This window comes from Promicromonospora sp. AC04 (genome assembly GCF_003058225.1).
GTDB lineage: Bacteria > Actinomycetota > Actinomycetes > Actinomycetales > Cellulomonadaceae > Promicromonospora.
Genome location: NZ_QBUG01000002.1, coordinates 379,948 through 404,281, shown reverse-complemented (window position 1 = coordinate 404,281; position 24,334 = coordinate 379,948). Strand labels below are relative to the sequence as shown.

At 71.8% G+C, this 24,334-nt stretch carries 22 protein-coding genes; 9 read left to right on the top strand and 13 right to left on the bottom strand.

The features are described from left to right. Positions 1 to 28: 28 nt before the first annotated feature. Entirely contained in the window at positions 29 to 472 is a 444-nt protein-coding gene (locus C8K30_RS07290; protein ID WP_108492222.1) for an aromatic ring-opening dioxygenase LigA, read from the top strand. On the opposite strand, the gene C8K30_RS07285 is transcribed toward C8K30_RS07290, so the two are convergent. Both C8K30_RS07285 and C8K30_RS07280 read right to left on the bottom strand, forming a co-directional pair. Beyond that, complete coding sequence (locus tag C8K30_RS07285) at positions 469 to 1,107, bottom strand: DUF308 domain-containing protein (protein WP_108492221.1); 639 nt, start codon at positions 1,105 to 1,107, stop codon at positions 469 to 471. The two genes, C8K30_RS07290 and C8K30_RS07285, sit on opposite strands and share 4 nt — an antisense overlap. Then, a complete protein-coding gene (locus C8K30_RS07280) occupies positions 1,104 to 2,756 on the bottom strand; it encodes a PspC domain-containing protein (RefSeq protein ID WP_158280955.1) in 1,653 nt (550 codons plus the stop codon). The genes C8K30_RS07285 and C8K30_RS07280 overlap by 4 nt, the downstream gene beginning before the upstream one ends. A 136-nt stretch (positions 2,757 to 2,892) precedes the next feature. Here C8K30_RS07280 and C8K30_RS07275 point away from each other — a divergent pair, with 136 nt between their 5' ends. Both C8K30_RS07275 and C8K30_RS07270 read left to right on the top strand, forming a co-directional pair. Then, the gene (locus C8K30_RS07275; RefSeq protein ID WP_108492219.1) at positions 2,893 to 4,302 is read left to right on the top strand and encodes an ATP-binding protein; all 1,410 of its coding nucleotides are present in this window, start codon (positions 2,893 to 2,895) and stop codon (positions 4,300 to 4,302) included. Further along, the gene (locus tag C8K30_RS07270; RefSeq protein ID WP_108492218.1) at positions 4,299 to 4,994 is read left to right on the top strand and encodes a response regulator transcription factor; all 696 of its coding nucleotides are present in this window, start codon (positions 4,299 to 4,301) and stop codon (positions 4,992 to 4,994) included. Before C8K30_RS07275 ends, C8K30_RS07270 begins: the two co-directional genes overlap by 4 nt. Positions 4,995 to 5,431: 437 nt before the next feature. On the opposite strand, the gene cobA is transcribed toward C8K30_RS07270, so the two are convergent. The 3 genes from cobA to C8K30_RS07250 all read right to left on the bottom strand — a co-directional run bounded on the left by cobA (position 5,432) and on the right by C8K30_RS07250 (position 9,465). Further along, on the bottom strand, positions 5,432 to 6,694 hold the full coding sequence (cobA, locus tag C8K30_RS07265; protein WP_108492217.1) for a uroporphyrinogen-III C-methyltransferase: 1,263 nt from the start codon (positions 6,692 to 6,694) through the stop codon (positions 5,432 to 5,434). A 168-nt stretch (positions 6,695 to 6,862) separates the two neighbouring features. Then, entirely contained in the window at positions 6,863 to 7,723 is an 861-nt protein-coding gene (locus C8K30_RS07255; RefSeq protein WP_108492215.1) for a phosphoadenylyl-sulfate reductase, read from the bottom strand. Continuing rightward, positions 7,720 to 9,465: a nitrite/sulfite reductase gene (locus C8K30_RS07250; RefSeq protein ID WP_108492214.1), complete on the bottom strand. Its 1,746-nt coding sequence runs from the start codon at positions 9,463 to 9,465 to the stop codon at positions 7,720 to 7,722. Before C8K30_RS07250 ends, C8K30_RS07255 begins: the two co-directional genes overlap by 4 nt. A 604-nt stretch (positions 9,466 to 10,069) precedes the next feature. Here C8K30_RS07250 and C8K30_RS07245 point away from each other — a divergent pair. Beyond that, positions 10,070 to 10,423, top strand: a complete 354-nt coding sequence (locus C8K30_RS07245) for a hypothetical protein (RefSeq protein WP_108492213.1) — start codon at positions 10,070 to 10,072, stop codon at positions 10,421 to 10,423. Positions 10,424 to 10,450: 27 nt separating this feature from the next. Here the strand turns inward: C8K30_RS07245 and C8K30_RS07240 are convergent, their stop codons facing one another. Next, positions 10,451 to 11,293 carry an arylamine N-acetyltransferase gene (locus C8K30_RS07240; RefSeq protein ID WP_158280954.1) on the bottom strand — a complete coding sequence of 281 codons (843 nt, stop codon included), beginning with the start codon at positions 11,291 to 11,293 and terminating at the stop codon, positions 10,451 to 10,453. 92 nt (positions 11,294 to 11,385) lie between these two features. On the opposite strand from C8K30_RS07240, the gene C8K30_RS07235 reads away from it, so the two are divergent. Further along, complete coding sequence (locus tag C8K30_RS07235; RefSeq protein WP_108492211.1) at positions 11,386 to 11,868, top strand: DUF456 domain-containing protein; 483 nt, start codon at positions 11,386 to 11,388, stop codon at positions 11,866 to 11,868. 29 nt (positions 11,869 to 11,897) lie between these two features. Here C8K30_RS07235 and C8K30_RS07230 read toward each other — a convergent pair whose 3' ends face one another. Beyond that, a complete protein-coding gene (locus C8K30_RS07230; RefSeq protein WP_108492572.1) occupies positions 11,898 to 12,452 on the bottom strand; it encodes a PaaI family thioesterase in 555 nt (184 codons plus the stop codon). A gap of 24 nt (positions 12,453 to 12,476) precedes the next feature. Between C8K30_RS07230 and C8K30_RS07225 the strand changes: the two genes are divergently transcribed. From C8K30_RS07225 to C8K30_RS07215, 3 genes are all read left to right on the top strand, one after another. Further along, positions 12,477 to 14,534: a S9 family peptidase gene (locus C8K30_RS07225; RefSeq protein ID WP_108492210.1), complete on the top strand. Its 2,058-nt coding sequence runs from the start codon at positions 12,477 to 12,479 to the stop codon at positions 14,532 to 14,534. A 13-nt stretch (positions 14,535 to 14,547) separates the two neighbouring features. Further along, on the top strand, positions 14,548 to 15,021 hold the full coding sequence (locus C8K30_RS07220; protein WP_108492209.1) for a GNAT family N-acetyltransferase: 474 nt from the start codon (positions 14,548 to 14,550) through the stop codon (positions 15,019 to 15,021). 118 nt (positions 15,022 to 15,139) lie between these two features. Beyond that, positions 15,140 to 15,949 carry a class I SAM-dependent methyltransferase gene (locus C8K30_RS07215; protein WP_108492208.1) on the top strand — a complete coding sequence of 270 codons (810 nt, stop codon included), beginning with the start codon at positions 15,140 to 15,142 and terminating at the stop codon, positions 15,947 to 15,949. A gap of 75 nt (positions 15,950 to 16,024) precedes the next feature. On the opposite strand, the gene C8K30_RS07210 is transcribed toward C8K30_RS07215, so the two are convergent. The 6 genes from C8K30_RS07210 to C8K30_RS07185 all read right to left on the bottom strand — a co-directional run bounded on the left by C8K30_RS07210 (position 16,025) and on the right by C8K30_RS07185 (position 23,027). Further along, entirely contained in the window at positions 16,025 to 17,479 is a 1,455-nt protein-coding gene (locus C8K30_RS07210) for a sugar transferase (RefSeq protein ID WP_108492207.1), read from the bottom strand. A 441-nt stretch (positions 17,480 to 17,920) separates the two neighbouring features. After that, positions 17,921 to 18,553 carry an acyltransferase gene (locus C8K30_RS07205; protein WP_233257037.1) on the bottom strand — a complete coding sequence of 211 codons (633 nt, stop codon included), beginning with the start codon at positions 18,551 to 18,553 and terminating at the stop codon, positions 17,921 to 17,923. Between the two features lie 28 nt (positions 18,554 to 18,581). Continuing rightward, positions 18,582 to 18,884, bottom strand: coding sequence for an acyl carrier protein (locus C8K30_RS07200; RefSeq protein ID WP_108492205.1), 303 nt, complete (start codon positions 18,882 to 18,884; stop codon positions 18,582 to 18,584). A gap of 68 nt (positions 18,885 to 18,952) precedes the next feature. Continuing rightward, the gene (locus C8K30_RS07195) at positions 18,953 to 20,215 is read right to left on the bottom strand and encodes a pyridoxal-dependent decarboxylase, exosortase A system-associated (protein ID WP_199230388.1); all 1,263 of its coding nucleotides are present in this window, start codon (positions 20,213 to 20,215) and stop codon (positions 18,953 to 18,955) included. Next, positions 20,212 to 21,825 (bottom strand): acyl-CoA ligase (AMP-forming), exosortase A system-associated, encoded by a 1,614-nt coding sequence (locus tag C8K30_RS07190; RefSeq protein WP_233257036.1) that lies wholly within the window; start codon positions 21,823 to 21,825, stop codon positions 20,212 to 20,214. The genes C8K30_RS07195 and C8K30_RS07190 overlap by 4 nt, the downstream gene beginning before the upstream one ends. Positions 21,826 to 22,076: 251 nt before the next feature. Then, the gene (locus C8K30_RS07185; protein ID WP_199230387.1) at positions 22,077 to 23,027 is read right to left on the bottom strand and encodes a hypothetical protein; all 951 of its coding nucleotides are present in this window, start codon (positions 23,025 to 23,027) and stop codon (positions 22,077 to 22,079) included. 234 nt (positions 23,028 to 23,261) lie between these two features. Here C8K30_RS07185 and C8K30_RS07180 point away from each other — a divergent pair, with 234 nt between their 5' ends. Further along, complete coding sequence (locus C8K30_RS07180; protein WP_199230386.1) at positions 23,262 to 24,035, top strand: hypothetical protein; 774 nt, start codon at positions 23,262 to 23,264, stop codon at positions 24,033 to 24,035. The last annotated feature ends 299 nt before the right edge of the window (positions 24,036 to 24,334 follow it).

Genomic DNA, 24,334 nt, shown 5'->3' with positions numbered 1-24,334 from the left:
GCGGCCGATGCGAACTTAGCGTGGATGCATGACCGACTACACGAACGTCCCTGTCAAAGGCGTCAAGGGCGCCGGTTCGTTCTCGATCGTCGCCGGGATCGTCATGATCCTGGCCGGGATCGCCGTGTGGATCCTCGTGGCGAGCCAGCTCTCGGCCGAGAACATCACGGTCTCCGACGACTCCACCTTCCTGGGCGGGGTCTTCGCAGGTCAGCAGGTGCAGGGCCCGCTCACGGCCTACGCGCAGGCGGACATCATCAACCACCATGCCCTCGAGGCGTCCGGCGGGGCCACCTACGCCGAGCTGGAACAGGACGATCCCGTCCGCGACACCGTGATGAACGCGTCCTTCCTGCGGGCGTCGCTCTTCACCTCGGTGGTCGCGTTCGGGATCTGCGCCCTGGTGATCGGGCTCGGGATCGTCCTGGCAGTGATCGGGGGCGCACTGCGGAAGCTGGGCGGGACGCCCTAGCGTCGCTTGAAGCTGGAGACCACCGAGCCGACGACGAGGATCACGCCCGCCGCGCCCAGCAGCACGATCAGGGCGGCGCCCAGGTCGAACACCACGCCGGCCGCGATCGCCAGGATCCCCAGCCCGACCGCGATCACGATCAGGCCCCACACCGCCGTCCCTACACGCGGGCCGCGCTTGGGGGCGACCTGGGTCGCCTGCTGGCCGGGCTGAGCAGGCTGAGCAGGCTGCGTCAGCGTGGGCTGGGCCGGATCCGGCCCGCTGCCCGACGCCGGAGTGGTCGCCGCGGGCGTGGCCGGCACCTGGGGCACCGGGTCGCGCAACGGGGCGAGCAGGTCGGTGTCGTCCGCCGCGGGGGCGTCGTGGACGGTGGCTGCCTCAGCCTCCGCCTCGACCCGTGCCGCGGCGACGCCGTAGGCGGGGTGCACCTCGCCCTCGGGCGCCGGGCTCTCCGGCGTCTGCGGGGTGGCGTCCAGCGCGATCTTCTGCGTGGGCGGGGTGGCCTGAGCAGGCAGCACCTCGGTGGTGTCGGGGTCTTCTGTAGTCTTGTGGTCCATGTCTTCGCTCGTGTCCTGGCCCTCGGGCCGGCCGGGGATCTCGCTCTGGTTCTCGCGGTCGTTCTTGTTCTCGGTCATGGCGTGCTCCCTGAGGTGGTCTCGGACACGACGACCTCGCCCGCGCCGGCCTCGATCTGGAGGCTGAGCACGGCGCCGTCGTCGCCGACTTCGTCGCTCGCGAAGTAGTCGTCGGAGCCGACGCCGCTCGCGGAGCGGTCCTGGTCGTCGACGTTCCACTGGACGGTTCCGGCGGCGAGGTAGGCGTTCGCCTCGACCGGCACGTCCTCGGGGACGATCACGACGGTCGAGCCGGCCCCGAGCTGGATGGGCACCACGACGGGATCGCCGGGCTCGACCTTGGACAGGTTGAGCTCCGACAGATCGATGGTCGGGTCGCCCCAGCGGACGTAGAAGCCGTCCTCCGCCTCGCGGATGGTGTTCACGGTGATCGTGCCCTCGGTGATGGCCGCCGCGTCCGGGTTGTTGTTGTCGGTCACGAGGCCCTCGATCTCGCGGCCGCTCACGACGGCGTCGTCCACCCAACGCGCGTCGACGCTGTCCGCGACGACCACGTACCCGAAGCCGAACAGCAGGGCGACGATCGCGAAGAACCCGAGCACGCCGCTGGTGCGGCCGCGCAGGCCCGACACGAGGATCGCGAAGCCGAGCACGACGGTCCCGATGCCCAGCCATGCCGCCATGAACTCGACGCCGTCGGGCAGGTAGCTCCCGCTGTTCAGGCGGTGGGCGGCCAGGAGCAGGGCTCCCGCCAGCAGGATCACGCCGAGCGTGATGCCGACGGCGGCGCCGCCGGGGCCACGCGAGACCCGGGGGCGCGGGGGCGCGGTGTAGACGGGCTGCGGGGGGTGGACCGGGCCGGGCCGGTACTGCGGCTGCGGCTGCCGGTACGGCGCGGGGCCGGCGCCGGTCGCGTAGACCAGGCCGTCGGTCCGCCGGGGATAATCGACCGGCGGTGCGGGGGTGAACGGTGCGGGCGTGCCGGTCCCGGACGTGGCGCCGGGCGCGGGGGTACCGGGCACCGGCGTGCCGGTCGAGGTGCCTGCCGGGGGCGTGCCGGGGCTGCCTGCGACGGCGCCCTGCTGCCTGGTCGCGTTGTTGTCGCGCTGGCGCTGCACGCCCTGGACGATCAGGTAGAGCAGCACACCGAGGACGGCCAGCCAGAAGAAGACGGAGAGCCAGCCCCAGCCGTCGCCGTCGTCCCACCAGCCCAGCGGGCCGCCCCAGGCGAAGCCGCTGAGGAGCACGGCCACCGCGCCGAGCATCGCGACGTCGAAGTTGCCGCGCATCGCCTCCTGCAGGTGGATGCGGCCGTCGCGCTCGGGGAGCAGCGCCCAGCCGACGCCGTACAGGATCAGGCCGAGCCCGCCGAGGAAGAAGCTCACGATCAGCAGGCCGCGCACCAGCAGCGGGTCCCAGCCGATCCGCTCGGCGAGGCCGCCGGCGACGCCGCCCACCCAGCGCTGGTCGGAACGCGGGAACAGGCCGCGGCGGATCGAGGCGAAGAAGCCGGACTCCGGGTAGGGGCGCTGCCCGGGGGCGACAGGTGCAGGGTCGACCGTCGGGCCGGCCGCTGGGTCAACTGCTGGGTTGGCTGCCGGTTCTACTGACGGGCCGGCATAACTGGCGTCCGGGCCGACCGACCCGGCGTCCGCCGGGCCGCCCGGCTCACTCGTGGCGTCCTCGGGACGCGTCTCGTCGGTGCTCATGACATCCATGCTGGTCGCCCGGCGGCGCATCCGGCATCGGGACCTGCCCTGAACCGACCCTGGTTACCCCGGCGCGAGACCCTGAGATCCGCCCCTAGGCGTGTTCAGGGGCCTTCGGACATGTGACGATCAGGGGGTGAACCAACGACTCACCCTCCGCCGGCCCGGCAAGGCCGGACCGGGTTACAGCGGCCGCTGGGTGGCCGGCGTGGCCGCCGGCCTGGCAGCGCACACGGGCCTGCCCGTGTGGGTGGTCCGGATCGTGTTCATGGTGCTCACCGGGTTCGCGGGGGCCGGCCTGGTGGCCTACGTCTTCTGGTGGGTGACGATCCCCGCCGGCGTCCCCTCCGTGCCCGACGTCGTGCCCACCGAACGCCGTCGGCTCGCCCCGCGCCTGACCCCAGGTGCCGAACCCGATGCCGCGGAGGCGCGGTCCGCCGCATCGCTCGCCGAGCGCATGCGGCTGTCCGGGCCGGTGTCGCGGCTCGCGGTGCGGGACATCTGGATCGGCGTGGTGCTGCTGTCGAGCGCGGCGCTCCTGGTCGCGATCCGCGCCGACTGGGACCCGGTGGCGTCGTGGGTGCTTCCGGCGCTCATCGGGCTCGGCGGCGTGGCTCTGGCGTGGAGCCAGATCGACGCGACCGAGCGGGACCGGTGGGTGGGTGGCACTGGCACCGGCCTGCGGTCGCGGACGGCGCTGCTGCGGCTCGCCGGCGGCGTCGTGCTCACCATGCTCGGCGTCCTGATGCTCGTGGGCCAGGACACCCCCGTGAGCGTGCTGATGCAGGCCACCGTCGCGTCGGTGGCCATGGTCGCCGGCGTGGTGCTGGTGTCCGTGCCGTGGTGGATCCGGCTCGTGCGGCAGCTCGGCGACGAGCGCGCCGCCCGCGCCCGCGAGTCCGAGCGCGCCGACATCGCCGCCCACCTGCACGACTCGGTGCTCCAGACCCTCGCCCTGATCCGTGCGCAGGCCTCCGACCCGGAGGCCGTGTCGCGCATGGCCCGCGCCCAGGAGCGGGAGCTGCGCGGATGGCTGTACGACGACCGGCGCGAGCCCGGCACGTCGGTGGCTGCCGAGCTGAAGGAGCTGGTCGCCGAGATCGAGGACGCCGTCGCGCCGCTCACCGTCGAGACGGTGGTGGTGGGCGACTGCCCGCCCACCGAGTACACGGCCGCGCTGCTGCAGGCCGCGCGCGAGGCCCTGCTCAACGCCTTCAAGCACGGGCGGCCGCCGGTCTCGGTCTACCTCGAGGTCACCGACGCGGTGGCCGAGGTGTTCGTCCGCGACCGGGGCGACGGGTTCGACCTCGACGAGATCGCGCTGGACCGGTTCGGCGTCCGGGAGTCGATCCTCGGCCGGGTCCGCCGGCGCGGCGGCACCGCCGAGGTCGTCAGCCGCGAGGGCTGGGGCACCGAGGTCCGGCTCCGGATGCCGCTGGAGAAGACGTCGGCGAACGGCGAGAAGAAGAACGACAAGAACGGCAGGGCGCGGGCCGCTACGGCTCCCAGCGCTGTGCCCACCACAGCGGAAGGCGCGACAAGATGACTACCCAGGCGACGGCGTCGGGCGGCGGGATGGTTTCCCTCCCGGTACCCGTGGTGCTCGTGGACGACCACCATCTGTTCCGCACGGGCGTGCGCGCCTCCCTGGACGACCGGGTGACGGTGGTGGGCGAGGCGTCCGATGTCGACACCGCGGTGGCGCAGGTGCACGAGCACCGCCCGCCCGTGGTGCTGCTCGACGTGCACCTGCCCGGCGGCAACGGCGGCGGTGGCGCGGAGGTTGTGCAGCGCTGCGCCGACCTGCTGGGCGAGGGCGTGCGGTTCCTCGCTCTCTCCGTGTCCGACGCCGCGGAGGACGTCGTCTCCGTGATCCGGGCCGGGGCGCGCGGCTACGTCACGAAGAACATCGCGCCGTCGGAGCTGTCGTCGGCGGTGGTGCAGGTGGCCGGGGGCGACGCCGTCTTCTCGCCGCGGCTGGCCGGGTTCGTGCTGGACGCGTTCGGCGCGTCCGCGAACGACATAGCCGTGGCCGACGACGAGCTCGACCGCCTCTCGAAGCGCGAGCAGGAGGTCATGCGGCTCATCGCGCGCGGGTATTCGTACCGGGAGGTCGCGAGCGAGCTGTTCATCTCGATCAAGACCGTGGAGACCCACGTGTCCGCGGTGCTGCGGAAGCTGCAGCTGTCGTCGCGGTACGAGCTGACGCGGTGGGCGGTGGCTCGTCGGCTTCTTTGAGCCGGGGTTGGGCGGGGGCTCCGTCGGCGCTGTTGCTGGGTAGCTGGCCGCGAGTTCGGTCGGCTGCTCGGTCGGCAAGTTTATCCACTGGTGAGGGCGTCCAATATGAATCTGATCCCGCTTGTCGTCGGCTCAGCGCTGGTCCTGGTCGGGGTGCTGGGACTTCGGCGCCCGGACGATTGGGGCGAGCGTTACCAGAGGTATTTCGACACCATGCCGCGGTACTACCGGAGTTCAAACGCGTGGAGTGGCACTCCACGAGAGCTGGCGATTCGGCTCTCAGTCACGTGGACAGTTGCCGGTGCATTATTTGCGGGAGCGGCGATCGCTTTGTTGTTCTGGCCGAGGTAGCGCGCCGTGCCGGTTCCGAGGAAATACGTTGAGTGCTGGGTTGTCCGCCAGGTTGGTGGCCTTCGCGCCGGCGGACTACCCAGCACTCAACGAGCTTGTTGGGCCCAGGCGGGCGAGAGGCGGACTACCGCGCCGACCACGATCACCGCGGGCGGTCGGACTCCGACTTCGGCGGCGTGCTCCGCGATGGTTGCAAGCGTGCCTACGGTGACGCGCTGGCCGGTGCCGTAGCCGTCCTCCACCACGGCGGCCGGGGTGTCGGCGGGGCGGTCGTCCGTGATGAGGGCCTCGGCCGCATCGGCCAGGTGGGTGACGCCCATGAGCAGCACGAGCGTGTGGTCAGGCCCACCCGGCACCTCAGCGGCGCCGTCGTGCCCGGTCAGGACGCTGAAGCCGCGCGCGACGCCGCGGTGGGTCACCGGGATGCCCACTGCCGCCGGAACGGACACAGCGCTGGTCACGCCCGGCACTACCTCGACCTCGATGCCAGCCACGCGGCAGGCCGCGAGCTCCTCGCCGCCGCGGCCGAGCACGTACGGGTCGCCGCCCTTGAGGCGCACGACGTCGCGCCCCGCCTGGGCGTGCTGGATCAGCAGCGCGTTGATCTCGTGCTGCGGCACCGGGTGGTTGCCGCTGGTCTTGCCGACGTCGATGACCTCGACCTCGGGCGCGAGCTCTTCGAGCAGGGCGCGCGGGCCGAGCCGGTCCACGATCACGACGTCGGCCTGTGCCAGGACCGCGCGGCCGCGGGCCGTGATGAGCCCCGGGTCGCCGGGGCCGCCGCCGACGAGCCAGACGCGGCCGAGGGGACGCTCTAACTCGCGGTGTCGGCGCAGCGGCAGGGCGCCCGACTGGAGCTGGGCCGCGACGGCGTCCCGGATTGCCTGCGCGCGGCGCGGATCCCGGCCGGCGGTCACCGAGACGGTCACCTCGCCGCCGTCGGTCAAAGGGGTGCGCGCTACCGCAGGGACCCACGCGGTGCCCACGGTCGCGTCACCAGCGCTGACGCAGAAGATCCGGGAGCGCTCGGCGTCGTCGGCCACCTGGCGGTCCGCCTCGGCCGAACCCGTCGCGGTGTGCGCGAGCCACGCACCCTCGAGGTCTCCCGTCCGGTACTCGCGCCGGACCCACTGCACGCTCGCCGGCTGCGGTTCATCCGAGGGCCCGAGGGTCTCGGACGCGACGGAGATCCCATGCTCGGCGAGGGCAGAGTGCGGCGCGACGACGCGCACCCGCGCGCCCGCCTCGACGAGCGACCGGACACGGCGCGCGGCGACGGGCCCGCCGCCGACCACGACGACGAGTCTCCCGGCAACCTTGAGCCCCAGCGGGTAGATCTCGTGGGTCATGAGCCCGCCCTCCCGGTCAGCGCCGCCGTCGGCGAACGAAGGTCCGCTTCCAGCAAGCACTTACGCATGCTCTGCGGCCCGAAAGCATGCGTAAGCGCTTGGTCGAAGCGGACCTCGCCGCTCCGGCCGTCTCGCCCGACCTGCCAGTCCAGGCCAACCCGTTCGGCGTCAGACATGGAGGCCGCACTCGTCCTTGTCGAGCCCGGCCCAGCGGCCCGAGCGCGCGTCCTCGCCCGGCAGCGGCCGCGCGGTGCACGGCTCGCAGCCGACCGACGGGTAGCCGTCGGCGAGCAGCGGGTTCACCACGAGGCCGTGCCGGCCGGCGTACTCCGCGACCTGATCATCGGTCCACGCGGCGATCGGGTTGATCTTCACCACGCCGTTGCGCTCGTCCCAGCTCACGAGCGGCGCGTTGGCGCGCGCCGCCGTCTCCTCGCGGCGCACGCCGGTGGCCCACGCCTCGTAGCCCTCCAGCGCCTTCTTCATGGGCGCGACCTTGCGCATCGCGCAGCATGCCTCGGGGTCGCGGTCGTGCAGCTTCGGCCCGTACTTGGCGTCCTGCTCGGCCACGGTCAGCTCAGGGCGCACGTCCACGACGTTCACGTCGAGCTCGATCTCGACAGCGCCACGCGTGCCGAGCGTCTCCGCGAAGTGGTAGCCGGTGTCGCCGAACAGGACGTCCACGAACGGGAACTGCTCGGACACGAGGTGCGACAGGACGGTGTCCTGCATCGAGGAGGCCACCGCCAGGTACGGCCCGAACTCGCGCACGGCCCACGCGATGACGGCGTGGGCGTCCGCCTCGGGGCTCTCGGACGACGCGTTGAGCTGCGCCTGCCCGCGCTCCACCACGGCGCGCAGCTCCTCGGCGGTCCGACGGCGGCGCTTGGCCCGGGCGGCCGGACGCATGGCACGGATGCTCTCGCGGGCGGCGGCGCGGGCGCGCACCCGCGCCAGGCGCGGGTTCACCCCCTGGCCCGGCCCGGAGAGCGAAAGAGAGGACGTCGGAGCTTCGGACAGAGCGGTCATCGCAGAGCCTCCTCGTCGGCGCGGTGTGCCCACTGGGCGAACGTCTCTTCACCGTCGTGGTCCGCGTCGTACCGGCGCACGACCCGCTCCACGTAGTCGCCGATCCCGTCGGCGGTCACCTTGAGCCCGCGCACCGTGCGCCCGAGCCCGGCGTCGTCCCGGTCCGGAGCCGTGAGGCCGCCGCCGAGGTGCACCTGGAAGCCGGGCACCTGGTTGCCGTCGTCGTCCATCACGAGCTGGCCCTTGAGGCCGATGTCGGCCGTCTGGATGCGCGCGCACGAGTTGGGGCAGCCGTTGACGTGCAGGCTCAGGGGCTTGAGGTTGTTCAGGTCCCCCAGCCGCTCCTCGAGCTGCGTGATCGCCGCTGCCGACGTCGCCTTGGTCTCGACGATCGCGAGCTTGCAGTACTCGATGCCGGTGCAGGCGATCGTGTTCCGGCGGAAGATGCTCGGCCGGGCCTGCAGGCCGAGCTCGTCCAGGCCGGCGACGAGCGGCTCCACCTCGTCCTTCGGGACGTCCAGGACCAGCAGCTTCTGCTGCGGCGTCAGGCGGACGCGGCGGCTGCCGTGCGCCTCGGCGAGGTCCGCGAGCTTCGCGAGCGTCTCGCCCGAGACGCGGCCCACGGTGGGCGCGGCGCCGATGTAGAAGAGGCCGTCGTGCTGCTCGTGGATCCCCACGTGGTCACCACGCTCGTCCGGGCCCAGCTCGGTGGGCGACGGCGGCGCGACGCCGTCGGGCAGCTTGCGGCCCAGGTACTCCTCCTCCAGGACCTGGCGGAACTTCTCGACACCCCAGTCGGCGAGCAGGAACTTCAGGCGCGCCTTGTTGCGCAGCCGGCGGTAGCCGTAGTCGCGGAAGATGCGGATCACACCGTGCCAGACGTCGGGCGCCTCCGCGGCCGTGACGAACACGCCCAGCCGCTCCGCGAGGCGCGGCGCCGTGGACAGCCCGCCGCCCACCCAGACGTCGTAGCCGATCCCCAGCTCCGGGTGGTCGACGCCGACGAACGAGATGTCGTTGATCTGGTGCACCACGTCCAGGCTCGGGTGGCCCGTGATGGCCGACTTGAACTTGCGCGGCAGGTTCGCCAGCGCCGGGTCCCCGATGAACCGCTCCTGGATCTCCTCGATCACCGGCGTCGGGTCGATCAGCTCGTCCTTCGCGACGCCCGCCACCGGGCTGCCGAGGATGACGCGCGGGACGTCGCCGCAGGCCTCCGTGGTGCTCAGCCCGACGGACTCCAGCCGGCGCCAGATCTCCGGCACCGCCCCGACCTCGATCCAGTGCAGCTGGATGTTCTGCCGGTCGGTGATGTCCGCCGACCCCCGGCCGAACTCGGTGCTGATGCCCGCGATGGTGCGCAGCTGCTCGGTGCTCAGCGCTCCGCCGTCGATCCGGACCCGCAGCATGAAGAACTCGTCCTCGAGCTCGTGCGGCTCCAGCGTGGCGGTCTTGCCGCCGTCGATCCCGGGCTTGCGCTGCGTGTACAGGCCCCACCAGCGGAACCGGCCGTGCAGGTCGTCGTCGGTGATGGAGGAGAAGCCCTCCTTGGCGTAGACCTGCTCGATGCGGTCGCGCACGGCCAGCGGGTCGGACTCCTGCTTGAACTCCTCGTTGTGGTTCAGCGGGGCGGTGCCGTCGACCTTCCACTGGCCGTTCGGGCGGGCGGGCCGCTTCGACGTCGTGGGTGTGCGACGGGCTGGTGCTTGGGTCTCGGGCGGGGTGGGGGCCGTGCTCACCATGGGCGGGGTCCTGTTCGTGCGGGGCGCGCGGGCGTGGAGCTAGCTGGGGGAGTTGTGCGCGTCGTACGGGCGCAGGAGGCCGGTTCCCGTGGATGACCAGGGACTCAGCGCTTCGGGCCGGCGGCGCGCGCTGACCTTGCAGGGGCGAAGGAGCGCGTCAGAGCTGACAGCTGCGACAGCCGTCGCAGGCACGTGTCGGCATGGCACACATTCGCATCTCGTGACGAGTGGTCACGAGGAGGATGCGCGCTGCCTTGGTCATGGCGACGACGTTAACCGCCGCTGATAGAGCGCGGAAGAGGTCGTCCACATAGTGGATGTCTATCGGCCACATCGATGTTGCCTATGTATTTCCCGACCAAACCAGTAGGAATTGGCGACGAGCGCCGTTGTCCAGCTCTCGCATGCCGCGCCCAGCAGGTTGCCCTGCAGCCCCCCTCGAGGTCGGCCGTTGGCATCGAGATCGGCACAGGCCTGGACCGATCTCGATGCCAACTGCCGACCTCATGGGAAGCTGTTCAATGCCTCGTGGCACATGTCACTACCGCGTCGGACGCGCGTTTTTCGGGGTCTGCGAACCCCCGCCGCGGATAGGCTGCCGGGCATGGAGTTTCTCTACAACGTCTTCGTGTTCCTGCACTTCGCGAGCTGGGCCCTCGTGTTCGGCGGCTCGATCGCGTCGATGCGCACCAAGGCCCTGTACAAGGGCGTCTCGCACGGCGCTATGGGCGCCGTGGTCGCCGGCGTGATCATGGTCGGCATCGCGGAGATGGGCGGCCTCTGGGACGACGGCGGTCCGTCGATGGCGAAGATCGGCGTCAAGCTGGTCATCGCGCTCGCCGTGGCCGTGCTGGCCGTGCTCGCCGTCCGCAAGGGCGAGGACGTGTCCCCGGGCCTCAAGGGTTCCGTGCTGGGCCTGACCCTGGTGAACATCCTGGTCGCGGTGTTCTGGAACTGATCGCCTGACGGCTGACGCGCCTCACCGCTACCTGGTCGCCATCCACTCCCGGTGGGCGGCCAGGCTGCGGACGAACAGGCCGCGCAGCGCGACGTCGTCAATGCCTTGCAGTGCGACACCCAGCGTCCGGAGTGCGTCCCGCCAGTCGTCATACGCCGTCAGCTCGACCTTCTCCGTGCGCGACCCGGTCCGGGTGAACAGGCAGCCTCGCAGGGTCTCCGCGGCGTCGGGCAGGCGTCGCTGGACGACCAGCTTGCGGGCATACGCCCCGCTGGCCGGATGGGTGAGACGGCGGTGCGCGGCCGTCTCCTGCTCCGGCGTCAGCTCCTCGTCGAAGAGGTCCACGGCACCGAAGCTGCCCTTGGCGTCGTGGTGGAACGTCCAGCCGCCGTCGCGCAGCTCGAGCCGATAGGTGAACGGGCCCTGCCGGTGCTCGCCCGCGATCAGCGGGAGCGGTTCGTGGAGGCCGTCACCGCAGCCGACGTCGGGCCACCAGAGGCCGTCGGGGTTGTCGTCGGTGGGGAGCCCCCGGACGTACAGCGCCAGATGCCCGACGTGCACGTCCCGCCGCTCGGCGTCGGTGTCCCAGTTGTGTCCCCACGCGGGCACGACGTCGTAGCCGAGTGCCCGCAGCGCCACGGTCATGATCCCGTTGTGGTGGAAGCAGTAGCCGGCGTTTCCGCCCGCCGCCACCCGGACCAGCGTCGCCTCCGCGTCGATGGCCGGCGGGCTACCGAGCATGGTGTGCAGGTTCTCGTACGGGATCCGCTCGGCATGCCGCCGGTGGATCTCGAACATGGTCGCGATGGTCGCCGGAGGCCGCTCGTCGAGGCCGAGTCGGGCCAGGTAGCCGGCCACTTCACGCGTCATGCCGAGCAGGGTAGACATGTTTCGCTCTGTCCGTTTTGATCGAGCAGCCGGGTTTGATCGAGCAGCCGCCGCGCGACCGCTAAGGTTCGGCCGTGGACGTTTGGGCAGAAGTACTCGTCGGTGTGGCAATCCTGGCTGGACTGGTCGGCATCGTCGTTCAGGTGTTGCCGGGCGCGGTGCTCGTGCTGGGTGGCATTCTCGTGTGGGCAATCTTTACCGGCGGGGTCGAGGCGTGGGTCGTGTTCAGCATCGCCGCTGTCGCGATAGCGGTCGCCGAGGTCGCCCAGTGGATCCTGGCCGGCAAGCACATGCGCAAGGCCGAGGTGCCGGTGCTGACGCTCGCCGTCGGCGGCATCGCGGGCATCATCGGGTTCTTCGTGGTCCCCGTGATCGGCCTGTTCCTGTTCTTCGTCGCCGCGATCTTCCTGCTGGAGTGGGCGCGCCGCAGGGACGTGTCGGCGGCCTGGGGCGCCACCAAGGCGGCCGTCCAGGCGACCCTGATCACGATCGGCGTTCAGCTTGCGGGCTCATTGATCGCCGCGGGCGCCTGGGTGGTTGGCCTCTTCCTCACCTGAGGTGTGTGAGCTGGAAGCGGACCTTCCTCTCACACGCGCGGGGCCGGGAGGTCGAACACCAGCAGCGTGCTCGACGCCGTGGCCACCACTGCGCCGCTCGCGTCCCGCACCACGCCCTCGGTGAACCCGACGCGGGAACCGGCCTTGGTCACCGTGCCCTCGGCGGTGAGCGCGCCGCCGTCGCCGCGCACGGCCTTGAGGTAGCTCACCTTGATCTCGACCGACGTGTAGCCCTTGCCCTGGGGCAGCACCGACTGCATGGCGCAGCCGCACACCGTGTCCAGCAGCGTGCACACGACGCCGCCGTGCACCGTGCCGATCGGGTTGTACGCGGACTCGTCCGGCGTGCACGTGAACGTGACGCGGCCCTCCTCCACGTCGACGATGTCGAGGCCGAAGTGCTCGGTGATCGGCGGCGGGGGAAGGACGCCGTCCCGGATCTGGCCGAGGAACTCGATGCCGGACATCAGCGGGACCTGGGCCGCGATCTGCATGGGGTCGTACCAGGTCAGCTCGCGGGTGCGCGGCTCGCCCCAGGCCGCGGGAGCGCTCGCCGAGGCGTCGGACTCTTGTGTTTCGGACATGGTGGCAAGGGTAATGTCCGGCTCATGCAGGCAGCCGACCTCCCCCTGATCCGCACCGTCTCCCGGCCCGCCGTCCACCCGGACGGAACCTGGGCAGTCGTGGCCGTGACCCGCCCCGACCTCGACGCCGACGCCGCAGTGGGCCAGCTCTGGCGGGTGCCCCTGGTCTCGACGGGCTCGGCCGGCTCGGCCGGCTCGGCCGGCTCGGCCGGCGGCGCAGGCTCGACCGGGGACACGCCCCGCCGGATCACCCGCGGCTTCCGCGACACCGAGCCGCGCTTCTCTCCCGACGGCGCCCTGGTCGCCTTCCTGCGGGCGGAGCCGCAGGCCGCCGCGCAGCTCTGGGTGCTGCCGACCGACGGCGGCGAGGCCGTGCAGGTGACGGACCGCAAGCTCGGCGTGACCGACTTCCGCTGGTCGCCCGACGGCAAGCGCCTCGCGTTCCTGAGCCGCGAGCCCGCGCCGGGCCGGTACGGCTCGGTGGAGGGCATCGCGCCCGGCGCGGAGGGGCCGCGCCGCATCACCGAGTGGAGCTGGACGCGCAACGGCCTGGGCTACCACCGCGACCGCCCGCAGCACGCGTTCCTCGTCGACGTGCCCGAGGTCGACGCCGAGCCCGTGGTCCAGCCCGTCCCGACCGCGCAGGGCCCGGCCGAGCCCCGGCCCACGGTGCCGGAGCCGCGGCGGGTGACCACTGACGACGTCGACCACAGCGGCATCGCCTTCACGCCCGACGGCGGCTCGATCGCCGTGCTCGCCGAGCGCGAGCAGGGCGCGGGGCAGGCGTTCCGCAGCATCCTGCGTGTGCTGCCGCTGGGTGCCGGTGCGGCCGGCGGCGGTTCCGAGGTCGAGCTCGGCGAGCTCGGCCCGCAGGCGATCGCGTTCGGTCCGGGCGGGGAGCTGTACGTGCTCGCGCAGGACCTCGGCCCCGAGGGCAAGGACTTCGTGGCCCGCAACGCCGCGCTGTACGTGGTGTCCGCATGGGCCGACCCCGAGCCGCGTCGGCTCACGGACCCCGAGACGCAGGAGCTCGGCGGTGAACCCCTGCCGCTGGCGGACGGCGGCGTGCTGCTCGCCCTCGCGAGCCGGGGCACCCAGCAGCTGGTCCGGATCGCCGACGACGGGGTCACAACCCAGCTGACCAGCGGCGACGTCGTCGTATCGGGGTTCGACGTCGGGGGTGGCACGGTCGCCGTCGCGTACGGGGACCCGGGCAGCTACGGCGAGCTGGCGGTCGTGGACCTGACCGGTGCCGGGGGCGGCGAGCCGCGGCGTCGGACGGACTTCTCCGCGCCGCTGCGTGCGGCCGGCGTCGTCACCCCCACCGAGCTGACCGTGACCGGGCGCGACGGGTATCCCGTGCACGGCTGGGTCGCGGTGCCCGAGGGCACCGGCACGCACCCGACCCTCCTGATGATCCACGGCGGCCCCTACGCGTCCTACGACGTGGGGCTGTTCGACGAGACGCAGGTGCTGGTCGACGCCGGGTATGCCGTCGTGTACTGCAACCCGCGCGGCTCGGCCGGTTACGGGCAGGCGCACGGCCGGACGATCCGGCAGGCCATGGGCACCGTCGACCTGAACGACGTGCTGGACTTCCTGGACGGGGCGGTCGCCGCGGACGGACGGCTGGACGGGTCCCGCGTGGGCGTTCTGGGCGGCTCGTACGGCGGGTACCTCACGGCCTGGACCATCGCGCACGACCACCGGTTCGCCGGCGCGATAGTGGAGCGCGGGTTCCTCGACCCGGACGCGTTCTTCGGGACCAGCGACATCGGCTCGTTCTTCGGCCTGGAGTACGTGGGCGAGAAGCCGGAGCGGGTGGTCGCGCAGTCGCCGCAGGCCGTCGCCGGGCAGGTGACCACGCCCACGCTCGTGCTGCACTCCGAGCTGGACCTGCGCTGCCCGCTGTCCCAGGCGGAGCGCTACTACTCGACGCTCAAGCAGCACGGCGTCGAGACGGAGCTGGTGGTCTTCCCGGGGGAGAACCACGAGCTGTCCCGGTCCGGGCGCCCGCGGCACCGGCAGCAGCGCTTCGAGGTGATCCTCGACTGGTGGAAGCGGCACCTGCCGGTCGGGTGAGAGCATCTACCCCGTGCAGATCATTACCACCCCGCTCGCCCAGCTCGACGTCACCATCGCCTATGGGGTCTGGAAGCTGCGCCAGGACGTGTTCGTCGTCGAGCAGGACTGCCCTTACGAGGACCTCGACGGGCGCGACCTCGAGCCCACCACCATGCAGCTGGTGATGCTCGGGGAGGCGGCGCCCGACTCCGTGTCCGACGGCGGGACCCGCGTGCTCGGCACCGCACGCGTGCTCGACGACGGCGACGTCTGGCGCATCGGCCGCGTGGCCCTGGTCAAGGGGGCGCGGGGCAAGGGCCTGTCCGACGAGATCATGCGCGCGGCGCTGAAGTACGTCGACGACGCGGGTGACGACCGCGACGTCCTGCTCGACGCCCAGTCACCGCTGACGCGCTGGTACGGCAAGCACGGGTTCGCGGCGGACGGCGACGAGTTCCTGGAGGACGGCATCCCGCACACGCCGATGCGGCTGGTACGGGGCTGACCTGCGGTCTTGGTTGTGGGCGTGACCGTTGCGACAACGTGTCCGTCATAGGCGCAACGGTCGCGCCCACAACAAAAGAGGTGGGTCTGGCTCCGTCGTCGGGCATAGCGTCGGGGCCGTGACCGACGACGCGCACCCCAGTGCCCACCCTGCCGACGACCCCGCCGACGGGCAGTTCCCCGAGAGCGTGGCCGCCGGCTACGACGGACCGGGCGGCGCGAACGCTCCGGAGGTCGTGACGCCCGCCGTCGACCTGCTGGAGGAGCTCGCCGACGGCGGTCCCGTGCTGGAGCTCGCCGTCGGCACCGGCCGCATCGCGGCGCCGCTGGCCGCTCGCGGCGTCCAGGTCGGCGGCATCGAGCTCAGCCGGGCCATGGCCGCGCGGATCGCCGGCAAGCCCGGCGGGCAGGACGTCGGCGTGACGATCGGCGACATGACGTCCACCCGGTTCGACGGGTTCGGCGACGCCGTCGTGCCGGGCGACTTCTCGCTGGCCTACCTCGTGTTCAACACGATCAGCAACGTCACCACCCAGGACGGGCAGGTCGACGTCTTCCGCAACGCGGCGGCGCACCTGCGGCCCGGCGGGCTGTTCCTCATCGAGGTCGGCGTGCCGGACCTGCGGCGCCTCCCGCCGGGCCAGGACACGGTCCCGTTCACGGTCGCGCCGGGTGCGGCGGGCGGCGGCTACGTGGGCTTCGACCGGTACGACGTCGTGACGCAGCTGTTCTCGTCGAACCACGTGACCGTGACCACGGACGGCGCGGGACGGTTCCGGTCGGTCCCGTTCCGGTACGCCTGGCCCGCCGAGATGGACCTCATGGCGCGGATCGCCGGGCTGCGGCTCCGGGACCGCTGGGCGGGCTGGGACCGGTCGCCGTTCACCGCCGACTCGACGGCCCACGTGTCGGTCTGGCAGAAGCCCTGACTGGTCTCGTGGTTGTGGGCGCGACCGTTGCGACTTCGTGCCCGGTTTAGGCGCAACGGTCGCGCCCACAACGAATCAGTAGGCGCCGCGGCCCGAGACGACCGCGCGGGCGGTCTGGCCAAGGATGGCCAGGTCCTGCAGCGGCGTCCAGTTCTCGGCGTAGTAGACGTCGAGCCGCACCGCCTCCTCCCAGGGCAGGTCGGACCGGCCGGAGACCTGCCACATCCCCGTCATGCCCGGCTTGACCAGGAGCCTGCGCCGCATGCGCTCCTCGTACTTCGCCACCTCGTGCGGGAGCGCCGGCCGCGGGCCCACGAGGCTCATCTGCCCGCTCAGCACGTTGAAGAGCTGCGGCAGCTCGTCGAGGGAGTACCGGCGCAGGATCCGGCCCACGCCGGTGATGCGCGGGTCGGTGCGCATCTTGAACAGCGGGCCCGCCGCGTCGTTCCCGGCGGCGAGCGTCGTCACCTCCCGGTCGGCGCCGACCCGCATGGTGCGGAACTTGATCATCCGGAAGATCTTGCCGTTGCGCCCCACGCGCTCCGACAGGTAGAACAGCCCGCCCTTGCTGGTCAGTGCCACGGCGAGCCCCACGCCCACCAGCGCCGGCGACGCGAGCAGCGTCAGCACGGCGGCGAGCAGCCAGTCCATGGTTTGTTTCACGCGGAACTTGGGCCCCTTGAACTCGGGCGCCGCCACGTGCAGCAGCGAGATGCCCGACGCGGGGGAGACGCTGACGCGGGCGGGCGCGACGTCGGCCAGCTCCGCGGTGAGCATGAGGTCGACGCCGACCCGTTCGAGCTGCCAGCCGAGCTGACGCACGACGTCGGTCGTGATGCTGTCGGACGCGCTCACCGCTACGGCGCTCGCGCGGACGAGCGCCGCCGCCTCGCCGACCCGGGACAGGTCGCCCAGCACGGGCACGCCGCCGACCTCGTCGCCGGGCAGCCCGTCCCAGGGCCGCGGCGTGCCGGACGGCGTCCCATCCGCCGAGGTCTCGTCGGACGGCAGGCAGGCGCCCACCACCACGTACCCCTGCTGGGGTGAGCCGTTGAGCCTCCTGATCACGCGCTCGGCCTGTTCGCGGTGCCCGACCACCAGGACGGGCGTCATGCAGCCCCTGCCCCGCCGCCGGGTGCGCGCCACCCACTGGCGCCAGGTGTAGCGGGACCCGATCAGCCCGGCGAGCCCGAGCGGCAGCGCGACGGCCTGCGCGAGCACGTCCCGGGCCTCGACGAACGTGGTGAGCCACGCCAGGAGCACGAGCACGCTCACCGACGTCCACGTGGCGCCGAAGATCCGCAGGTACTCCGTGTGGTCCCGGCCCACGACGCGCAGGTCGTACGAGCTGCGCAGGGCCAGCGCCGCGATCCAGACCGCCGCCACCATGGCAGGCACGGCGATCGACCGGAGCGGCCCCGGGTGCCCGGGCGCACCGAACAGCAGGGTCGCGTCCAGGACGTAGGCGACGACGGCGGAGCCGACCACGACCGCCGCGTCCGTCAACCGCAGCCGCAGGCGATACTGCATCTGCCATTGCGGGTGGGCGCGTGTGGCGCGGGGATCGTGAAAACCGCGCGACGCGTGATTCTTCACCCATTGCTCGGTCGTCTGAGGGCGAATTTCGAAACCGCCGTCTACCGTCTGGCTCGCCACGTCGAATCCTTTCTTCCCTCGGATCAAGGACAAGTTTTGGAGCGCATTCGAGCGCGGCGCGTGGAGCGCCTGTGGAGCCGGGGGTTAGTAGTCCGGGCCTGGTAAAGACAGCTTCGGGAGCGGTGTCTGCGTCCGGTTCTCTTGGTATTTCCTCATTCGATAATAAGAGGGCTGCGGCGCCCTGTCGCCTTATCGAGGCCGTTTCACCCGAGGCTTCACCCGTTTCGAAGAATGGGCGAAAAAAGGCCTGGAACAGGTGCGTGTGCTCTTTTCATCCACCCGTTACGAATCTGGAAAGAAATGCCGGATGAGCGTTCATTCGCGAAAAGAGACGCTCTTGTCCGCTTCGCGCAGGACCCCGTCCGCCTCGGTGAACTCGTCCCCGGTCGCGGGACACCGCCAGCCCTCCGGGCCGGTGCGTTCCAGCGGTACGCCGGCGCGGCCCACCCAGCGGATGCGGCGCGCGGGCACGCCGGCGACGAGCGCGAAGTCCGGCACGTCGGTGGTCACGACCGCCCCGGCCGCCACGGTGGCCCACCGGCCGATGGTCACCGGCGCCACGCACACGGCCCGGGCGCCGATCGCGGCTCCGGTCCGGATGGTGACGCCTACGGCCTGCCAGTCGTCGGTGGTCTTGACCGCGCCGTCCGGGGTGATCGCGCGCGGATACAGGTCGTTGGTCAGCACGACGGCCGGGCCCACGAACACGCCGTCCTCCAGCACGGCCGGCTCGTAGACCAGGGCGTAGTTCTGCAGCTTGCAGCCGTCGCCGACCCGCACGCCCGGCCCGACGTACGCGCCGCGCCCCACCGTGCAGCCGGCGCCGACGACGGCGTCCTCCCGCACCTGGGCGAGGTGCCAGATGGTGGTGCCGACGCCGATCGTGGCGCGCTCGTCGACGTCGGCCGAGCCGAGGATCCGAGCCGGTGCCGTGCTGTCCGTTGCCACCCTGCTGTCCGTACTCATGGCGCGCCCGTCACCGGGCCCGGTCGCGGACGAACGCGTGCAGGGTGCCGGCGGTCTCCAGCAGCCCCCCGGTGAGCTCGTCGTCGTCCACCGTTATCGCGAACCGGTCCTCGAGCGTCGTCACGAGCTCCAGGACGGCCAGCGAGTCCAGCTCCGGCAGGTCGCCGAAGAGGGGCGTGCCGGCGTCGAACGCGCCCACGCGGTCCTCGATCCCGAGGACCTTGCCGAGCACCTCGAGCACGTCGGCGAGCGTCACGTCGCCTGCAGTCCCACTGGACGGGCCGGCTGGGCCCTGTGTCACGTCGCTGCTCATCGTTTCTCCCCTGTCGGATGGTCGGTTCTCGGATGCTGCCGGGTGGAGGTCAGGCGGATGTCAGGTGGTCAGACCAGCACTTCGGCGGGTGCCGGGTGGCCGAGGAACGCGGTAGGGCTCGCGGTCAGGCCGTAGGCCCCGGCCTGGAGCACCACGACGAGGTCGCCGGGCTCTGCGCGGGGCAGCGGGACGTCGTCGGCCAGCAGGTCGAGGGGTGTGCACAGGCAGCCGACGACTGTCGCCTGCTCGGTGTCGCGCACCGCCATGTGGTCGCCGACGAGCACCGGGTAGTTGCGCCGGATCACCTGCCCGAGGTTTCCCGACGCGGCGAGCTGGTGGTGCATGCCGCCGTCGACCACCAGGTAGGTGCGCCCGCGCGAGACCTTGCGGTCGATCACGCGGGTCACGTAGTAGCCGGCCTCGCCGACGAGGTACCGGCCCAGCTCGATGTGGACGTCGGCGTCGGGCAGCGCCGGGGCTATTCGCTCGGCGACCACCGCCGCGAGGCTCTCGCCCACGCGGCCCAGGTCGACGGGCCGGTCCTTCGGGAAGTACGGGATGCCGAGGCCGCCGCCCAGGTTCACGTATCGCACCGGGCCGGGTACGTGATCGGCGAGCGTGACCACGAGGTCGGCCGTGGCGCGCTGGGCGTCGGCGATCCGCTCGGCGTCGAGGTTCTGCGACCCGGCGAAGACGTGGAAGCCGGTCATGTCCACGCCGGTCGCCGTCAGGTAACGGAGCAGGTCGGGGACCTGTTCGGCGTCGACGCCGAACTGCTGCGGGCCGCCCGACATGCGCATTCCCGAGCCGCGCACGGCGAAGTCCGGGTTGACGCGGACCGCCACCCGCGGGACGACGCCGAGGCCTTCCCCGGCGGCGACGACCCGGTGTGCCTCGGTCTGCGACTCGAGCTCGATCAGCACGCCTGCCGCGACCGCCGAGCGGATCTCCTCCGGCGTCTTGCCGGGACCCGCGAAGCTGATCCGGTCCGGTGTCGTCCCGGTGTCCAGGGCGGTGTGCATCTCCCGGGCGGAGGCGACGTCGAGCGCGTCGACGAGCCCGGCCAGGTGCTGCACGACGGCGGGCATCGGGTTGGCCTTGACGGCGTACCCGAGACGCACCGCGTCGCCGAACGCGGCCCGGACCTCGCCGACCCGGTCGCTGATGCGCTGCCGGTCGTAGGCGAAGAACGGCGTGGACCCCACGCGGGCCGCCAGGCGTGTCAGCGGCACGCCGCCCACTACCACCTCGTCGCCCGCCACCGGCACGGCCGCAACGGCCGGGTGCGGGGCGACAGCCTCGACCGGTGCGACCAGCGGCTGCGCGGTCACTTGGTCACCTGCGCGGTGACACGGGCGCGGACCGTGGGACGGTCGAGCTTGCCGTTCGGGGTGCGGGGCAGCGTGTCGACCAGCCGGACCTCCGCCGGCAGCATGAACGTGGGGAGCGACTGCCGCATCTCCTTGACCAGCCGGTCCGTGTCGACGGGCTCCGGTGCCGCGGCGACGAGCACGATCCGCTGGCCCAGGCGGGCGTCGGGCACGCCGAGGGCGACGACCTCGCGGACCAGACCGGTGCCGAGGGCCGCCTCCTCCACCTCGGTGGGGCTGACCCGGTACCCGGAGGTCTTGATCATCTCGTCCGCGCGGCCGACGAAGTAGAGGTATCCCTCGGCGTCCTGCACCACAGTGTCGCCGGACCACACGGCCGGCTCGGGGGCTGCCCGCCAGGGCTCGTCGTACCCGGGCACGGGGCGGAACCGCGCCGCCGTGCGCTCCGGGTCGTTCCAGTAGCCGAGCGCGACGAGGCTGCCGCGGTGCACCAGCTCGCCCGGCTCCCCGGGGCCGCACCGGGTGCCGTCCGAGCGCAGCACCAGGACCTCCGCGTTCGGGATCGCCCGGCCGATCGAGTCGGGCCGGAGATCCACCTGGGCGGGGTCGAGGTAGGTGGAGCGGAACGCCTCCGTGAGGCCGTACATCAGGTACGGCTTCACCGAGGCGGGGAACAGCTCGCGCAGCTCGACCAGGAGCGACCGGGGCATGCGCCCGCCCGTGTTCGCGAAGTACCGCAGCGCCTGCCGGGCGCGCTGCGGCCAGTCCACCGTCGCCAGCTGCGTCCACAGGGGCGGTACACCGGTGATGCCGGTGACGCCGTACTTCTCGCAGACGGCGGGGACGTCGCGGGGGAGCAGGTAGTCCAGCAGCACCACGTGGGCGCCGACGGCGAACGCGGTGGTCAGCTGGCTCAGGCCCGCGTCGAAGCTCAGGGGCAGCACGGCCAGCAGGACGTCGTCGGCCGTGTTGCCCAGGTAGCCGGAGACGCTGGTGGCGCCAACGACCAGGTTGCGGTGCGACAGGACTACACCCTTGGGCGCGCCGGTGCTGCCGGAGGTGTACAGGATCGCCGCGATATCCGTGTCGGGGCCCGACGGCGGTGCCTCGGCGGGTGGGGCGTCGACGGGGGGCGCGTCGCCGTCGGGCGCTGTGGCCCAGGAGCGGATGGTGAGGCCGTCCGGCTCCGCGCCCGAGCCCGCCGGGGCCGCGCCGTCGGGCTGGTCCACGAGCAGCACAGTGGTGAGCCCGGTGTCCCCGAGATGGTCGCGCACGGCGGCCAGCCGACCGGCCGAGGTGACCAGCACCCGGGCGCCCGAGTCGCGGACGACGTGGGCGACCTGCTTGCCCTTGAGCAGCGGGTTGACGGGGACGAAGACGGCGCCGGCCACCGAGGTGCCCCAGAGTGCCGCCACCGTCTCGAACCGCTTCTCCAGATAGACCGCCACGCGGTCGTGGCGAGCCACGCCGAGCCCGGCGAGATGGGACCCGGCCTCCTGAACGGCGTGCCACAGCTGTGCGTAGGTAAGGGTCGCGTCTCGGGCGGACAGTGCCGGGGCACCGGGGCGGATCCGCGCCTGCTGCTCCAGGAGCTGATGGATGGCGGTCACATGAATCACGGTAGAGCGAGCGCTGCCATTTCCGTCAGGCGGGCGCCGGGTGAATCAGGCCGAAAAGCGGGTGAACCGCGAAAAGGGTGAAAATGGATCGCTGGCCGGCATTGTTGGCGAGATGCGAATAGCTCGGGGTGAAACGCCAGAGGTGAATCTATGGAGAAGCGTTTGAATATAGCCCTGCCAAGAGGGTGATATGTGTCGTGAATTGTGCCTCAGGGCACTGGTTTCACCTTGCGGAGCGCATTTCACCACGGCACCTGGGTCAGCTCGCTGTACAGGTACGTGACCGATTCCGGCGGCTCCCCCGTGCGGCTCAGGTACATGGCCGGCCGCTGCGCGGACAGTGGCACTGAGTGCCATGGACCGGGGCCGGAGACGCGGGTCTGCACCAGGGTGAACGGCAGCCCGTGTGCGAGCAGGATGTGCCGGTACACCGCGGGTGCGGTGGCGCGGAACAGGTCGCGGTCGCTCACGTGCAGGACGGACGCGAACAGGCGGAGCCCCTTACGCCGGACCGCGCGGAACACCACCCAGCACGGTCGCCCGTCGACCACGGCCACCACGTGCCGCGCGGCAGGGGAGTCTGCGTGGTCGCGGTACGCGGCCAGGTCGGCGCCCGAGAGCACGGCCTCGATGTCTGCGCGCCCGGTCAGGAGGCGCACGCGCCGCCGTGTGGGCAGGGGGAGGTTGACCACCAGCGCGCCCGCCGTGTCGACGTGACGGAAGCCGAGCCGCTCGTTCAGGGGCACCACGGTGCCGCTCGGGGAGAGATCGGTCAGCTCGCGGTCGCGCTGGGCGAGCATCGCGCGCACCAGCCGCAGCGAGTGGTGGCGGAACTCGTCCAGGACGCACCACGCCGCGAGGTTGCACACCGCGCGCTGCCGGTCGTCCGCCGTCCGGGTCTCGGAGTAGAACGCGGCGTACACGCCGACGACCAGGCCGTCGGACTCGAGCAGGAACCCGTGGTCGGGGTGGCTCGTGGTCCACGTGGGGCGCAGCGAATGTGCCCATTGTCCGGGCGTGAGGCTGTTGTCGAGGTGGACGCTGAGAAATTCACCCACACGGGAAAGATCGTCCGTGGTGATCGGGAGGGTGAGAACATTCTGGGCGACCGGCACACCAGCAATTATCCCGCCGGTGCGCACTACCGGGAACGGCAGGAAGAGGGTGAAAGCGTGGCCTGCGGCGAAAATCATCCTGTCGTTGTTAGCCTTTTTCCGGTTGTCCGGTACTGAACGGCGTGCCAGCATGCCGGTGGAGGCGCTTCTATGTGGAAATTCCCTCGTCGTGCTGTGCTCGCCGGGATCGGTGTGCTCGTCGTCGCCGGGACGGTCGCGGCCTCGCAGCCTGCGCCGGCACCGGTGGCACAGGCGGCACCGCCCGCGTCTGCGGGGACGACGTCGACCGGGCCGCCTACCACGTTCCCCACCGTGAGGAGCGCGGGCCTCCCGCCCGGCTGGTCGCCGAAGAAGACCCACACCGGGGACCTCTGGATCCGCAAGGCGGGGACGGTGGTCAAGGACCTGCGGATCCGGAACGGCGTCGTCTACGTCGCCGCGCGGAACGTGACGCTGCGGCGGGTGCAGGCTGTCAACGCCGTGGTGATCAACGACGTGAACGGCAAGTGCGGGTCCGGGCTGCTGATCGAGCGCTCGACGTTCGTGAGCACCGGCCGCTCCGGTGAGACCGACCTGCCCGTCATCGGCAACGGGGGGTTCACCGTCCGCGACGTCAAGATCGACGGTGTCCCCGAGGGGATCCGGGTCGGGTCCAAGCACTGCGGCGGCGTGACCGTCGCCGACAGCTTCATCCGGATCGAACCGCCCCATGCGTGCCGGGACTGGCACGGCGACGGCATCCAGGGGTACAACGGCGGCCGGCTCGTGGTGCGCATGACGACCATCACGCTGCGCGAACGCGCCAACTGCCCCGGGAACGCCCCGTTCTTCTACCCGGACGGCCAGGGCAACACGTCGCTGTCGATCGATGGCCTGCTCGTCCGCGGTGGCGGCTACCCGTTCCGGGCGGGCACCCACGGGACGGTGCGCAACCTCCAGGTGGTCAAGGGCAGCTGGGGCTACGCCGCGGTCGAGGTCAGCTGTCCCGACGTCGCCGTCCGACGGTCCCATGTGGTGACCGTGACGGGCTCCGGTCGGACGAAGTCGGTGGGGGCGCTCGATCCGTGTCGCGGGGGCGGGTCCTAGCGGTTTGGTCGGGTCTCGGGTCTCGGGTCTCGGGTCTCGGGTCTCGGGTCTCGGGTCTCGGGTCTCGGGTCTCGAGTCCCGGGTCTTGGGTCTTGGGTCTTGGGTCTGGGGTCTGGGGTCTGGGGTCTCCGGTATCGGGTCTCGGGTCTCGGCCGGGCAAGCGTGCTGTGATCGGCCGCCACTGCGGTTCGCATGTCGAACCGAAACCTGCGCTCGCTCTGACGCGCCGAACCGAAACCTGCCTGTGCTCTCGTTTGCCGAACCGAAACGACACGCCGATGGCTGATGACACTTCGGCG

Bases quoted from the DNA above. Each gene is read 5' to 3' on its own strand.
- C8K30_RS07290 (WP_108492222.1), top strand. From the start codon at position 29: ATGACCGACTACACGAACGTCCCTGTCAAAGGCGTCAAGGGCGCCGGT.
- C8K30_RS07285 (WP_108492221.1), bottom strand. From the start codon at position 1,107: ATGACCGAGAACAAGAACGACCGCGAGAACCAGAGCGAGATCCCCGGC.
- C8K30_RS07280 (WP_158280955.1), bottom strand. From the start codon at position 2,756: ATGAGCACCGACGAGACGCGTCCCGAGGACGCCACGAGTGAGCCGGGC.
- C8K30_RS07270 (WP_108492218.1), top strand. From the start codon at position 4,299: ATGACTACCCAGGCGACGGCGTCGGGCGGCGGGATGGTTTCCCTCCCG.
- cobA (WP_108492217.1), bottom strand. From the start codon at position 6,694: ATGACCCACGAGATCTACCCGCTGGGGCTCAAGGTTGCCGGGAGACTC.
- C8K30_RS07255 (WP_108492215.1), bottom strand. From the start codon at position 7,723: ATGACCGCTCTGTCCGAAGCTCCGACGTCCTCTCTTTCGCTCTCCGGG.
- C8K30_RS07250 (WP_108492214.1), bottom strand. From the start codon at position 9,465: ATGGTGAGCACGGCCCCCACCCCGCCCGAGACCCAAGCACCAGCCCGT.
- C8K30_RS07245 (WP_108492213.1), top strand. From the start codon at position 10,070: ATGGAGTTTCTCTACAACGTCTTCGTGTTCCTGCACTTCGCGAGCTGG.
- C8K30_RS07240 (WP_158280954.1), bottom strand. From the start codon at position 11,293: ATGACGCGTGAAGTGGCCGGCTACCTGGCCCGACTCGGCCTCGACGAG.
- C8K30_RS07230 (WP_108492572.1), bottom strand. From the start codon at position 12,452: ATGTCCGAAACACAAGAGTCCGACGCCTCGGCGAGCGCTCCCGCGGCC.
- C8K30_RS07225 (WP_108492210.1), top strand. From the start codon at position 12,477: ATGCAGGCAGCCGACCTCCCCCTGATCCGCACCGTCTCCCGGCCCGCC.
- C8K30_RS07210 (WP_108492207.1), bottom strand. From the start codon at position 17,479: ATGCAGTATCGCCTGCGGCTGCGGTTGACGGACGCGGCGGTCGTGGTC.
- C8K30_RS07200 (WP_108492205.1), bottom strand. From the start codon at position 18,884: ATGAGCAGCGACGTGACACAGGGCCCAGCCGGCCCGTCCAGTGGGACT.
- C8K30_RS07185 (WP_199230387.1), bottom strand. From the start codon at position 23,027: ATGATTTTCGCCGCAGGCCACGCTTTCACCCTCTTCCTGCCGTTCCCG.